This window comes from Bradyrhizobium sp. Kon10 (assembly GCF_055807395.1).
The window spans coordinates 48,654-60,829 of sequence record NZ_JBVVOZ010000005.1 but is presented as its reverse complement, the minus strand read 5'-3'; the positions used below and the strand labels follow the sequence as shown (position 1 = coordinate 60,829).

The 12,176-nt window shown below is 64.7% G+C and carries 13 protein-coding genes and 1 pseudogene; 7 read left to right on the top strand and 7 right to left on the bottom strand.

Annotated elements, in window-relative coordinates; translation table 11 throughout:
- Positions 1–7: 7 nt before the first annotated feature.
- From AC0L2O_RS09700 to AC0L2O_RS09690, 3 genes are all read left to right on the top strand, one after another.
- The gene (locus tag AC0L2O_RS09700) at positions 8–1,036 is read left to right on the top strand and encodes an ABC transporter permease (RefSeq protein ID WP_473369565.1); all 1,029 of its coding nucleotides are present in this window, start codon (positions 8–10) and stop codon (positions 1,034–1,036) included.
- Between the two features lie 128 nt (positions 1,037–1,164).
- Positions 1,165–1,632, top strand: a complete 468-nt coding sequence (locus AC0L2O_RS09695; protein WP_473369564.1) for a MaoC family dehydratase — start codon at positions 1,165–1,167, stop codon at positions 1,630–1,632.
- 27 nt (positions 1,633–1,659) lie between these two features.
- Entirely contained in the window at positions 1,660–2,112 is a 453-nt protein-coding gene (locus AC0L2O_RS09690) for a MaoC family dehydratase (protein ID WP_473369563.1), read from the top strand.
- A 223-nt stretch (positions 2,113–2,335) separates the two neighbouring features.
- On the opposite strand, the gene AC0L2O_RS09685 is transcribed toward AC0L2O_RS09690, so the two are convergent.
- Positions 2,336–3,079 (bottom strand): L-2-amino-thiazoline-4-carboxylic acid hydrolase, encoded by a 744-nt coding sequence (locus tag AC0L2O_RS09685; RefSeq protein ID WP_473369562.1) that lies wholly within the window; start codon positions 3,077–3,079, stop codon positions 2,336–2,338.
- Positions 3,076–3,468, bottom strand: coding sequence for a RidA family protein (locus tag AC0L2O_RS09680; protein WP_473369561.1), 393 nt, complete (start codon positions 3,466–3,468; stop codon positions 3,076–3,078). Before AC0L2O_RS09680 ends, AC0L2O_RS09685 begins: the two co-directional genes overlap by 4 nt.
- Before the next feature lie 127 nt (positions 3,469–3,595).
- Between AC0L2O_RS09680 and AC0L2O_RS09675 the strand changes: the two genes are divergently transcribed.
- Positions 3,596–4,219 carry a LysR family transcriptional regulator gene (locus tag AC0L2O_RS09675; protein WP_473369560.1) on the top strand — a complete coding sequence of 208 codons (624 nt, stop codon included), beginning with the start codon at positions 3,596–3,598 and terminating at the stop codon, positions 4,217–4,219.
- 118 nt (positions 4,220–4,337) lie between these two features.
- Here the strand turns inward: AC0L2O_RS09675 and AC0L2O_RS09670 are convergent, their stop codons facing one another.
- Complete coding sequence (locus tag AC0L2O_RS09670) at positions 4,338–5,297, bottom strand: LysR family transcriptional regulator (protein ID WP_473369559.1); 960 nt, start codon at positions 5,295–5,297, stop codon at positions 4,338–4,340.
- A gap of 105 nt (positions 5,298–5,402) precedes the next feature.
- Here AC0L2O_RS09670 and AC0L2O_RS09665 point away from each other — a divergent pair.
- From AC0L2O_RS09665 to AC0L2O_RS09655, 3 genes and pseudogenes are all read left to right on the top strand, one after another.
- Positions 5,403–6,341: pseudogene (locus tag AC0L2O_RS09665) on the top strand (alpha/beta fold hydrolase); the annotation flags it as partial.
- Between the two features lie 474 nt (positions 6,342–6,815).
- Entirely contained in the window at positions 6,816–7,427 is a 612-nt protein-coding gene (locus tag AC0L2O_RS09660; protein WP_473369558.1) for a hydrolase, read from the top strand.
- A gap of 2 nt (positions 7,428–7,429) precedes the next feature.
- Entirely contained in the window at positions 7,430–8,050 is a 621-nt protein-coding gene (locus tag AC0L2O_RS09655; protein ID WP_473369557.1) for an alpha/beta hydrolase, read from the top strand.
- Positions 8,051–8,147: 97 nt separating this feature from the next.
- Here AC0L2O_RS09655 and AC0L2O_RS09650 read toward each other — a convergent pair whose 3' ends face one another.
- The 4 genes from AC0L2O_RS09650 to AC0L2O_RS09635 all read right to left on the bottom strand — a co-directional run bounded on the left by AC0L2O_RS09650 (position 8,148) and on the right by AC0L2O_RS09635 (position 12,164).
- Positions 8,148–9,179 (bottom strand): ABC transporter ATP-binding protein, encoded by a 1,032-nt coding sequence (locus tag AC0L2O_RS09650; protein ID WP_473369556.1) that lies wholly within the window; start codon positions 9,177–9,179, stop codon positions 8,148–8,150.
- Positions 9,180–9,445: 266 nt separating this feature from the next.
- The gene (locus AC0L2O_RS09645) at positions 9,446–10,426 is read right to left on the bottom strand and encodes an ABC transporter ATP-binding protein (protein ID WP_473369555.1); all 981 of its coding nucleotides are present in this window, start codon (positions 10,424–10,426) and stop codon (positions 9,446–9,448) included.
- The gene (locus AC0L2O_RS09640) at positions 10,423–11,244 is read right to left on the bottom strand and encodes an ABC transporter permease (protein ID WP_369723392.1); all 822 of its coding nucleotides are present in this window, start codon (positions 11,242–11,244) and stop codon (positions 10,423–10,425) included. The genes AC0L2O_RS09645 and AC0L2O_RS09640 overlap by 4 nt, the downstream gene beginning before the upstream one ends.
- Positions 11,241–12,164, bottom strand: coding sequence for an ABC transporter permease (locus AC0L2O_RS09635; RefSeq protein ID WP_473369554.1), 924 nt, complete (start codon positions 12,162–12,164; stop codon positions 11,241–11,243). Before AC0L2O_RS09635 ends, AC0L2O_RS09640 begins: the two co-directional genes overlap by 4 nt.
- Between the last annotated feature and the right edge of the window lie 12 nt (positions 12,165–12,176).

Sequence of the window (12,176 nt, the reverse complement as noted above, 5' to 3'; positions counted from 1 at the left end):
GAAGCCAATGGCAAGCAGTGAGACGGTTCCAGCGGCGGCCCGGCGAGCGCGGGGCCTTGCGCCGTTCCTGCGCTCGCAGATGCGCAACATCGCGCCGTTCCTGACGCTGATCTTCCTGTCGGCCTTCTTCGCCCTTGCCAGCCCTTCCTTTGCGACGCTCGACAATCTCGGCAACATCCTGACGCAGGTGTCGGTGACCGGCATCATCGCGGTCGGCCTCACTTTCGTGATCCTCTGCGCCGAGATCGACCTCTCGATCGCCAGTATCGCCAACGTCACCGGAATCGCGGTCGCCTATTTCACGCTGCAGGAATCCTACGTCAACATTCCCAACATTCCCCTGCCCGGCGCAGCCGCGATCCTGCTCGCGATCCTGCTCTGTGCGGCCCTTGGCCTCGTCAACGCGCTGGGGCTGACCGTGATCGGCATCCCCTCCTTCATCATGACGCTCGCCATGATGCAGATCGCGGCCGGCATCTCGGCGCTGCTGGTGCGCGGACAGATCGCCTACAAGGTGCCTGATCTGATCACCACGCTCGGCTCCGGCGCGACCGGCGGCATCCCCTGGATCGTCATCGTCGCCGCGATCATGCTGCTCGGCGGCCATCTGGTGCTGACCTACACGCGCTTTGGCCGCTACGTCTACATGGTCGGAGGCAATCGCGAGGCGGCCGAATATTCCGGCCTCAACGTCAAGCTTATCCTCGGCGCCGTGATGGTGATCTCGGCGGTGTGCTCCGGCATCGGCGGCATGCTGGGCGTCGCCCATTTCGGCAGCGCGCAGCAGAACGAGTTCGACACCTATCTGCTGGATTCCATTGCCGCCGTCGTGGTCGGCGGCACCAGCCTGTTCGGCGGCCGCGGCGGCATCGGCAACACCATCGTCGGGCTCTTCGTCCTCGGTGTTCTCAATAACGGCCTCGACCACGTCAACATCGACAGTTTCCTGAAGATCCTGATCCGCGGCCTGATCCTGCTGGCAGCGCTGGTCATCAACGTCTACGCGCAGCGGCTGCGGGAAAAGGCGGCGGAGTAGACGACCCTCGAAATAAAAAACGCGAAAACAACCCCATGCACAGTACAAATCATTGGGGAATTTGGCGTGAGCTCACCTTGAACCTGCTTCTTGGCGGAATTTGACTCGTCGGGCAAAACAGGAGCACGATGTCATCATTCGAGACCGATTTCTGGAAGGACGCCAATCTGCGCAAGGTCTGGGACGAGATCGTCCCGGGTGAGCCGCGCAAGACGATCCCCTACAAGCTGACGCTGGAAGCGATCCAGCTCTATTGCCGCTCCGTCGGCGAAGATCACCCGCTCTATTTCGACGAGGCCTACGCGAGGACAACGCCGTATGGCGGGCTGATCGCACCGCCGTCGATCCACATCCTGCTGATGTTCGCCTGCACCCCCATCGACGACTGGATGCGAACGCCGGGGACCATCAATGCCGGCCAATCCTGGAGCTACAACAAGCCTGCACGGCCCGGAGACACTATCACGCTGCAGGCTCGCGCACTGGACAAATTCATCAAGCGCGAGCGGCTCTTCGTCGTCCACGACAACGTGTTCTTCAACCAGCACGGCGAGGTCATCTGTTCCGGCCGCGGCCAGACCATCCGCCCCGCGTGATCGCGACGACAGACAACGGAACACGGTATGAGCACCAGCTTCGAAAACCTCAGCGTCGGCGACACGATCGACGGTCCAACGTTCGACGTCTCACGCGAATCCATCCGCCTGTTCTGCGACGGGTCGCTCGACTACAACCCGCTGCATCTCGACGACGATTACATGAAGAACAGTTTCGGCAAGACCAATTTCGGCGGAATCATCATGCACGGCATGAACAATTTCGGGCTGATCACCCGGATGCTGACCGACTGGGCCTATCCTGCCGGCGCCATTCAGCGTCGCCTGGAGACGCGCTGGCTCAAGCCGGTCAAGCCCGGGGACACCATTCAGCCCCTGGGCATCCTGAAGTCCAAGCAGTCGACACAGAAATCACGTTGGGTGCTGATCGACGTGCTGGTCCGCAATCAAAACGGCGAACACGTCGCGGCCGGTGAAGCCATGGTCGAATTTCCGATGTCCGGTTCAATCGCGGCTTGACCGGGGTGCAACGCCCCGAGGTCTGCATCGATCCCACCACCGCGTCGCGAAGACAGCTTCATAGGCTCAGGACCGTGCCGCAAGCTCCGTCATTGCGAGCGCAGCGAAGCAATCCAGGGTCTTTCCGCGGAGGTAGTCTGGATTGCTTCGCTGCGCTCGCAATGACGATGTGGCAATAGGGTGTAATCCGGAACCACCTCGTTCGCGGAGCATGAGGGCACGCTTAACTCGCGGCCTTCTCGCCCGACGGGAGCCGCGAGAATCGGAAGTCGCAGTGGCTTGCGCCGCCCGCCAACGTTTGTGTCCTCTCCAGGCGGATGCCTCGCGTTGCGTAGGCGTCGAAATCGAGCCCGCAAATGTTCGGCAGGATTTCCTTATCTCCATGGCGAGCCGCGAATTTGCAGAAGCCGCAAGCTTTGTAGTTGATACCGAATTCAAAGCTGTCACCCGGGCGCGGCTCGACGAAGTCGTAGACGAAGTCCTGCTGAAACTCGTCCTGACGGCTCTTTGCCGCCTGCTCGCGCAGCAGCGCCTGGTTTTCTGGTGACATGAATTGACGCCCCGAGGCGAGGCGTTCCGCTTCTGAACCGGTGAGCAATTGCGCCTTGTAGGTTTCCCGCTCGATCTCGCCCATCACAGGCAGTGGCACGCCGTGTCGTCGCAATACGCGGCTGATCGCCACAAAGCCCATCAGACGCATGAAGAAATCGCTCATGCGACTTGCCGCGCCACCGACATAGGGCATTTGGGTGAGCACGATCTCGAACTCGTCCATCACCTCTCGCTTGATTCCGTCGATGCCGGCGAGATGCGCGCGCTCGCGCAACATCGCCTCGGCAAGGTCGAGTCGATCGCGCATGGCAGCCTCCATCGCACCGCGATGCGCTTCGTAAAACGGGTGGATGTTCTCGGCCGTTGGACACCTGATATGATTGGCTGATTGCACGGCCTGCGAATCCGGTTTCATTCGGCGGCGATCGCCTCGATCTCCAGCAGCCATTTGCTGTCGATAGTCTCGACGATCACGACCGTCAGCGCGGGTTGGTGTTCGCCCAGCATCGCGCGACGAATGGAGCGGTTGATCACAAGTTGATCGCGGTCGGTCAGGAACGTGTTGACTTTGACCAGATGCGCGACGCCAAGGCCGGCGGCGGCGAGCACCTCGATCACGTTGCGCCAGGCCTGCTCGCATTGCGCCTCAAAACCGTCGGGAACGGTGCCGTCGAGTCTCTTCGGCACCTGACCGCTGATGAACAACAGGCGTCTATGCTGGGTCACTTCAAGCCCCATGCAGTAGCCGCCGGCGGGAGGATGGACCGTTGCGGGGTTGTGGCTGACGATATGCGCTGGCGGCATAGGGTTTCTCCGGATTGTGCTCGACCGTATCCGGCGCCATCACCGCTCCGCAAAGCATCATTGCTGCGGTTCAGCGCAAGAAAATCTATTGCAAGGCCACAGCTCATCAGTGTCAAAATGGAGCCCGATGACCTACGCGCTTCCCCCACTCAACGCGCTCCGCGCGTTCGAAGCCGCCGCCCGGCATCTCAGCTTCAAGCTCGCCGCACACGAACTGCACGTGACTCCCGCCGCCGTGGGGCAGCAGGTGAAGGCGCTGGAGGCGCGCCTCGGCGTGCAGCTGTTCGAGCGGCTGCATCAGCAGCTCATCCTCACCGTCGCCGGTCAGGCCTATCTGCCCGGGGTCTCCGAAGGCTTTCGCCACATTGCGGAGGCGACCTCGCAATTGAGGCCGGCAGGTGCGGTGCTGCTGCAATTGGGCGTCCATGGCAGCTTCGACCTCCGGCGCCTCGATCTGGCGGAGTTTCGCAGCGCGCACCCGGAGATAGGTTTGCGGGTGCTGCAGCCGGCTGGCCTGCACGAATTGGTCGAGGGCAAGGTCGATCTGCTGATCGCCCGCAGTCTTGGCCACCATCCGGGCTATCGCTGCGACCGGGTCGATGAGGGATCAGGTCTGGGTGACTGGCTGATTGCGCCTGAGGGTACCGCGGATTGTCCCGAGATCGTCAGCGTCCGCGAATGGCTGCGTGCCCTGCCCGTCGGGAAGGCGCTCGCAAATTCCCGCCCTCGTTTGGTCGGCGTCAGACGATAGGCTCGACCGACAATCGATAGCGTCGCCGCGACGCCATTTCACATGTCGTTGGCGGATATCGATAGCACCAGACATCATAGGTTCTGGAGAGCCGAAACCGTCGACCGCCTCCGTCGCGTCAGGTCGAAACCGATTCCGTTCCACGCCTCGCGTGCCAACCAGATTTTCCCTCAACACGACTGCCGCCCATGCACTCCACAAGATAGTCCACGAATACTCGGACGCGAGCAGGCATGTTCGGCCCGCCGACGAAGACGGCGTGGAAGATCTCCTTGTCACCAGGATTGAACGGTTCGAGAAGCGGGACCAGGCGCCCCTCCGCAATCGCGTCCCCGAGACTGAAATTGCCGACACGGGCGATGCCGACGCCGTCGAGCGCCAGCTGGCCCAGTGTCTCGCCACTGTTCGCCTCAATGGCGCCTCGCACCTTCAGGGCGAAGTCGACTCCGTCCCGGCGGAACGGCCAAACCGGCTCGGCCCGGCGAAAACTGAAATTCAGGCAATTGTGGTTGTAGAGGTCTTCCGGCGTTTCGGGCACGCCCCAGCGCGCCAGGTAGTCCGGCGAGGCGACGACGGTTCGGCCGTTCTCGCTGAGGCGCCGCGCCGTCAGCGCGCTGTCAGTCAGCGGACCGCCGCGAACCGCCACATCCGCCTGCCCCGCAGCGACGTCAACAATCCCGTCGCCAAGATTGATATCGACCACGATGTTCGGATAGCGGCGCACGAACTCGCCAAGCAAAGGCACGATGCAAAGACGCCCGTGGGAGACCGCAGCGCTGACCCGGATGCGGCCGCGCGGCGAACCCTGGTCGGAGATCGCCTGCTCGGCTTCGTCGAGATCGGCGAGAATGCGGCGGGCCGCGCTGAGATAGGCGCGGCCTTCCGCGGTCGGCGTCAACGCGCGCGTCGTCCGCAACAGCAAGCGTACGCCGAGCCGCTGCTCGACCCGGTCCAGAGTGCGGCTCACGGCCGACGGCGTCAGTCCAAACGTGCGGCCCGCAGCCGAGAAGCTGCCGCCGTCGATGACCGCGCAGAACACTTCCAGTTCTCGGGCACGGTCCGCGGTATCTGCTGCCACCTTTGCGCTCCAGTCAAAAATGCTTGGCCTGGGTAGTAGCTAATCCCAACGATCTTCCTCGTCTAGCTTTGCGTCTACGAAAAAGGCCAACACAGGAGATCACCCATGAACGTCCCCGACCAGCTTCGCCGGTTTGCCCTCACCGGAGCCGCGCTCGCCATCCTGGCCGGCACCGCCGCCGCGTCAGCGGCCGACGGGCCCACGGATTTCCCGAATACCTTCCACACCGAAGAGGTCGCGACCAATGGCACGACCCTCCACGTCCGGGTCGGCGGGTCTGGACCGACGGTCGTGCTGCTGCATGGCTATGGCGAGACCGGAGACATGTGGGCGCCGCTCGCGGCGAACCTAGCGCGCAATCACACGGTGATCGTGCCCGATCTGCGGGGCATGGGCCTTTCCGCCCGCGCCGAGGCCGGTTTCGAGAAGGTCAATCAGGCGGACGACATCGTCGGCGTGATGGACGCGCTGCACGCGCCGCGCAGTGACATCGTGGCGCACGACATCGGCAACATGGTCGCGTTCGCTCTCGCCTCACGGCACGCGGGGCGGGTGACGAAGCTGGTGCTGATGGATGCGCCGGTGCCGGGCGTCGGGCCGTGGGAAGAAATCCTGAAGAACCCGTTGCTGTGGCACTTCCGGTTCGGCGGGCCGGATATGGAGCGCCTGGTGGCCGGCCGCGAGCGGATCTATCTCGACCGGTTCTGGAACGACTTCTCGGCCAATCCGGCCAATTTCCCGGAGGCGTCCCGAGCCCATTACGCGCAGCTTTACGCCGCGCCGGGGCGAATGCATGCCGGCTTCCGCCAGTTCGCCGCCTTCGATCAGGACGCGATCGACAACCGCGCCTGGCTCTCGGCGCACGGCAAGCTGCTCATGCCGGTTCTCGCGGTCGGGGGCGCCGCATCCTTCGGCCCAGCAATGGCGGCGGTGATGCAAGCCGGCGCGGTCGACGTGCAGGAGTGGGTCATCGCAGGCTCCGGTCACTGGCTGATGGAGGAGCAACCCGCGGCTACGTCGGCCGCGATCGAGGCCTTCCTCAACGAACGGCCCGTCGCCGCGGAGAACGGGCATCTGGGGCAGACGGCTCTGACGCTGGAGCAGACGCAGGCGATGCCGCAGTCCGGCGCGGGCGCCGGCACCTCCGGAGTTGCTGCCATCCGTACCGTGCTGCTCTCCGGCGACCCCGCCAAGGCCGGCCCGTACGTGCTCGAAATTCACGTGCCGCCGAACACCGCGATCGCACCGCACACCCACCGCGACGATCGCTTCGCCACGGTGATCTCCGGCACCTGGTACTTCGGTTACGGCAGCAAGGCTTCCGACGCGGCCGTCAAGCCATTGACGGCAGGCGGCCTCTACACCGAGCCCGGCGGCGTTGCGCACTTCGCCTTCACACGGGCCGAGGGTGCGGTCGTCCGTCTGACCGGGATCGGCCCCAGCGACACGGCTTTCGTGCCCACGCCCGCATCCCACTGACCTGCTCCAGAGAACTCCAAATCCAAAAAGGAAACTCCGATGACGTCCTTCCCCACCATCCGCGATCCCAAGACCGACCAGCTTTTGACCCCGCATAATGCGGCTTTGGTGATCATCGACTACCAACCGGTTCAGGTCAGCTCGATCCAATCGATGCCCAAGCGGACCCTCGTCGCCAACATCACCGCGGTGGCTAGGACCGCTAAGCTATTCGCCCTGCCGACGGTGATCGCGACCGTGAACGTCGCCACCGGTCGCAACCAGCCCACCATCCACCAGATCTCCGAGGTTTTTCCGGATGTCGTGCCGATAGACCGGACCTCGATCAATGCCTGGGAGGACGCCGACTTCGTCGCCGCAGTCCGCAACACCGGCCGCAAGAAGCTGATCATGACGGCGCTCTGGACCGAGGTGTGTCTTGTGCACCCGGCACTGGACGCGCTGCAGGAGGGTTTCGAAGTCTATCCGGTGGTCGACGCGGTGGGTGGCACCTCCCACGAGGCGCACGACGCCGGCCTGCTGCGCCTGGTCCAAGCCGGTGCCCAGCCCACCAGCTGGGTGCAGCTGATCTGCGAACTGCAGCGGGACTGGAACCGCGCGGCAACAGTGACCGGCTTTTCGGAGATCCTGTTCGCGGTCGAAGGCCACTGATCATGGAGACCGTCGACGCTGCGATGATCGAGCGGACCAACGCATCGCAGAAGCCGCCGGTCATCTTCATCCATGGCCTGTGGTCGAAGCCCAGCTCGTGGGACCGATGGGCCGAAATGTTCGAGGCCGCCGGCTATGCTCCGTTGGCGCCCGGATGGCCGGCGGAGCTGGGCGGCGCCGCGGCACCGGAAACCATCGGCGAGGTCGCGGCGCATTTCGCCCGCATCGCCGGCGCGCTGGACCGCCGTCCGGCGCTGATCGGCCATTCGTTTGGCGGGCTGATCGCGCAGACCCTGGCCGGGCGCGGGCTTTCGGCTGCGACGGTGGCGATCGAACCGGCTCCGTTTCGCGGGGTGCTGGAGCTGCCCGTCTGGACCGAGGCTCCCGTCGACGTCGAGGCCGCCGGGCGTGGACCGCTGCTGACGATCTTCGGCGAGCGCGACCACACCGTGCTGCCATCGGTCACCCGCGCCGCCTACGAACGGCAGAAGCGCAATAAGCACCCTGTTACCGAGTTCGTCCAACTTCCGCGACGCGACCGCTCGCTGCCCATAAGCAGCGGCTGGCGGGAGGTGGCGCAGACGGCGCTGACATTCGTGAGACGCTTTCTATGCCTTCTATAGCCTTCAGTCGCTCGTGTTTGAGGGCAGCTCAACTGCCGCTTCTGGCCTCGCAGCGGATGGCTCACCAACTTTTCCGCTTCGGTCGCCGCACTCCTTCCTAAAAATGTTCGCCCTCGGTCGACACCAACGCCGCCTGCCCCGCAATCTCATCCGCTCGCCAGCATCGCACCGCGTGCCCGTCCGCTCGCGTCTCCAGCATCGGCCCCGGCTCGCTCCGGCACACCGCCTCGGCACACCGGCACCTCGGGCTGAACGCGCACCCATTGGGCGGATTGAGCGGGTTGGGGAGATCGCCACCGGTCGTCCCTAACGGCGCATGGCGCAGCGGATCGGGGATCGCTGCGATCAGGGCCTGCGTATAGGGGTGTGCCGGCCGCTCGAAGATCTCGCGCCAGTGGCCATTCTCGACGATGCGGCCGAGATACATCACGGCGACCCGGTCGCTCATGTGCTCGACGACGCCGAGGTCGTGGCTGATCATGATGTAGGAGAGACCGAGCGTTTCCTTCAGTTCCAGCAGCAGATTGATGATCTGGGCGCGGATCGAGACATCGAGCGCCGAGACCGGTTCGTCGCAGATGACGATCTTGGGATTGAGGATCAGCGCACGCGCAATGCCGATGCGCTGGCGCTGTCCGCCCGAGAATTCGTGCGGGTAGCGGTCGGCCTGCTCAGGCCGCAGGCCCACATGCCGCAGCATCTTCGCGACGCGGTCCTCGATCTCGCTCTTGGCCGTGACGCCATGCACGCGCAGGGGATCTTCCAGCGTGCGGCGAACGGTCTGGCGCGGATTGAGCGAGGCGTAGGGATCCTGAAACACGATCTGTACGATGCGAGCCAGCGCCTTCCGATCGCCGGATGGCCGGTTCGTCACGACCTGTCCGTCCAGCACGATGCGACCGCGCGTCGGCGTCAGGAGGCCAAGGATCGACAATGCGACGGTCGATTTGCCGGAGCCGGACTCGCCGACGAGCCCGAGGCATTCGCCCCGCTTCAGGGTGAGATCGACGCCGTCGACGGCACGGAGCAGCCGGCGGCCGCGCCCCAGCAAGCCGCCACCCAGCGGAAAATGAACCGCGAGATCCTCGACGCTGAGAATGAGATCGTCGTCCGGCTTGCCTCTATGCATCAGGGCAATCGCATATGGTGTGCACGATGCGGCGGCATCGGCACGGGGCTCCCTCTCCCGCTTGCGGGGGAGGGCTGGGGTGGGGGTGTCTCCGCGTCGGGATTGTCGAGAATTGCGGAGAACATCCCTGTGGGGTGAGAGCCCTCACCCGCCGCGCGCGGGACGATGCTTCGCATCGCCCGGGGCGCGTCGGCCTCTCCCGCAAGCGGGAGAGGCGGAGCAAGCCCGCCAGGTCCTCGTGAAATCCATAGGCGATTGCCCTGCCCTCATGCATGGTGGTGACACCTCACCAGACCGCCGGCGCTCAGCGAATCCGTCTCCGGCGCGACCGTCCGGCAGATATCGGTCGCCTGCGCGCAACGGGGATTGAACCTGCAGCCTTCCGGAAAATTCGTGATCGCCGGGACCACGCCCGCGATCTCCCTGAGCCGGCTGCGGCCGAGCGCAGCGCGGCTGCCCAACCGCGGCAGCGAGTCCACCAGGCCTTGCGTATAGGGATGCGCGGGCGCCCGGAAGATGTCGGCCGAGCCGCGCTGCTCGACGATGCGGCCGGCATACATCACGGCAATGCGGCGGCAGACATTGGCGACCAGGCCGAGATCGTGGCTGATCATCAAAATGGCCGTCCCTCGCTCGGCGCACAAATTCCGCATCAGCTCGATGATTTCCGCCTGCACGGTGACATCGAGCGCGGTGGTCGGCTCGTCGGCAATCAGCAGATCCGGACCGCAGGCGAGCGCGATGGCGATCATCACGCGCTGGCGCATGCCGCCCGACAGCTGGTGTGGGTAGTCCTTCACTCGCCGCTCGGGCGCGGGCACGCGGACATTCGCCAGTGCCTCGACGGCCATCTGGTTGGCCTCGCGCCAGCTCTTGCCCTTGTGCAGCACGAACATCTCGGCGATCTGCCGTCCCACCGGCGACACCGGGTTGAGCGCCGTCATCGGCTCCTGGAAGATCATGGCGATGCGATTGCCGCGCAGCTCGCGCTGCTTGGCCGCCGAAAGGTGCTGGATCTCCCGGCCGTCAAACCGGATGACACCGCCGCCGATCGAGAGTGGCTGCCGCAAGAGGCCGATCAAGGCGAGCGCGGTGATGCTCTTGCCGCAGCCGGATTCGCCGACCAGGCCGAAGGTCTCGCCGCGATCGATCCGGAATGAAATGCCCTCGGCCGCGGCAACGCGCCTCGATCCGTCGTCGAGATCGATGCGCAAGTTCTCGACTTCGATCAGCGGCGGGCCCGTCATGTGCGCCGGCTCCGCGATTGTGGATCGAGAATGTCACGCAGGCCGTCGCCGAGCAGATTGAGGCCGAGCACCGTCAGGAAGATGGCAAGGCCCGGAAAAACCGAGAGCCACGGCGCCGTCGTGATCTGGTCGCGGGCCTCCGACAGCATGCTGCCCCAGCTTGGGTAAGGCGGCCGGACGCCGAGGCCGAGGAACGACAAGGCGGCTTCGGACAACACCGCGCTGCCCATGCCGAGAGTGCCGATGACGATGATCGGCCCCAGCATGTTCGGCAGCAGCTGCGTGAGCATGATGCGGACATCGCCGTAGCCGAGCACGGTTGCGGCCTGCACATAGCCCTGGCTCCGCAGCGACAGCGCCGAGGCCCGTGCGATCCGGCAGGTGAAGGACCAGTTGGTCAAGCCGAGTGCGATCAGCAGGCTGGTCAGGCCGGGCCCGAGCACCGCCATGATGGCCAACGCGAAGATCAGCGAGGGAATCGCGAGCATGAGATTGGTCAGGCCGTTGACGACATCGTCCCACCAGCCGCCAAAATAGCCGGCGCTCAGGCCCAGCGCCACGCCGATGACGCTGTTGATGAGCTGCGAGACGATGCCGACCGTGAGCGAAATCCGCGCGCCATAGACGACGCGGGAATAGATATCGCGGCCCTGCCCGTCGGTCCCGAACCACCAGGTCCAGCTCGGGGCCTCCTCCGCGTTCATCAAATTGGCGTCCAGCACGGGATCCGTGTGCGCCAGCCAGGGCGCAAGCAGGCCGACGACGATCGCAAGCGCGAACAAGGCCCCGCCGATGACGAGATTGGCGCGAAGCTTCATGCGTATCTGATCCTGGGATCGATCACGCCGTAGAGCAGGTCGATCAGCAGGTTGAGCGCGAGAAAGGACAGCACCACCACGAGAATGGAGCCCTGCACGGCGGGAATGTCGCGCTGCAGAACGCTGTCGACCAGCAGCGAGCCGATCCCCGGCCACGAGAACAATTTCTCGACGACGACCGCCTGCCCCATCAACGCGCCGAATTGCAGGCCCATGGTGGTGAGAATGAGGACGAGCGCGTTGCGCATCACGTGCCACTTGACCACCCGGGTCTCGCTCATGCCCTTCGAGCGCGCGGTGCGGACGAAATCCGCGGTCATGATCTCGAGGACGGCCGCGCGTGTCGTCCGGGCCAGCAGCGCCATCGGCGACACCCCGAGGGTCACGGCGGGCAGGATCAGATATTTGAGGCTGCCATCGCCATAGCCGAAGCTGGGCAGCCAGCCGAGTTTCAGCGCGAACAGGTACATCAGGAGCAGCCCAAGCCAGAACTTCGCCAGTGACAGGCCCGACACCGCCAGGACCATCGCCGCGCTGTCGACGAAACCGCCCGGCCGCAATGCCGCGACGAAGCCGAGCGGCACGCCGATCAGAACTGCAAACGCCATCGATGCGAAGATCAACTGCAGGGTCGGCCAGGCCCGTTTGGCGATCATGCTCGTGACCGGCTCGCGCGTCCGGAACGAGGTGCCGAAATCACCGGTGGCAAGCTTGGCGATATAGGAGCCGAAGCGGATGTAGACGGGTTCGTCGAGCCCGAGCTGTTTCTTCATGCGCGCCTCGACCTGTGGATCGCTGTCGTCGCTCATGGTCGAGACGATACTGCCGGGCACGACGCTGAACAGTGCAAACACCAGCAGCACGACGGCGAGCACGGTCGGAATGGTTTGCAGAAGACGACGGATCAGGAAGGAGAGCATCGGTATTTTTCT

Bases quoted from the DNA above. Each gene is read 5' to 3' on its own strand.
- AC0L2O_RS09700 (WP_473369565.1), top strand. From the start codon at position 8: ATGGCAAGCAGTGAGACGGTTCCAGCGGCGGCCCGGCGAGCGCGGGGC.
- AC0L2O_RS09685 (WP_473369562.1), bottom strand. From the start codon at position 3,079: ATGAAACCGGATTCGCAGGCCGTGCAATCAGCCAATCATATCAGGTGT.
- AC0L2O_RS09675 (WP_473369560.1), top strand. From the start codon at position 3,596: ATGACCTACGCGCTTCCCCCACTCAACGCGCTCCGCGCGTTCGAAGCC.
- AC0L2O_RS09690 (WP_473369563.1), top strand. From the start codon at position 1,660: ATGAGCACCAGCTTCGAAAACCTCAGCGTCGGCGACACGATCGACGGT.
- AC0L2O_RS09655 (WP_473369557.1), top strand. From the start codon at position 7,430: ATGGAGACCGTCGACGCTGCGATGATCGAGCGGACCAACGCATCGCAG.
- AC0L2O_RS09660 (WP_473369558.1), top strand. From the start codon at position 6,816: ATGACGTCCTTCCCCACCATCCGCGATCCCAAGACCGACCAGCTTTTG.
- AC0L2O_RS09635 (WP_473369554.1), bottom strand. From the start codon at position 12,164: ATGCTCTCCTTCCTGATCCGTCGTCTTCTGCAAACCATTCCGACCGTG.
- AC0L2O_RS09695 (WP_473369564.1), top strand. From the start codon at position 1,165: ATGTCATCATTCGAGACCGATTTCTGGAAGGACGCCAATCTGCGCAAG.
- AC0L2O_RS09680 (WP_473369561.1), bottom strand. From the start codon at position 3,468: ATGCCGCCAGCGCATATCGTCAGCCACAACCCCGCAACGGTCCATCCT.
- AC0L2O_RS09640 (WP_369723392.1), bottom strand. From the start codon at position 11,244: ATGAAGCTTCGCGCCAATCTCGTCATCGGCGGGGCCTTGTTCGCGCTT.
- AC0L2O_RS09650 (WP_473369556.1), bottom strand. From the start codon at position 9,179: ATGCATAGAGGCAAGCCGGACGACGATCTCATTCTCAGCGTCGAGGAT.
- AC0L2O_RS09645 (WP_473369555.1), bottom strand. From the start codon at position 10,426: ATGACGGGCCCGCCGCTGATCGAAGTCGAGAACTTGCGCATCGATCTC.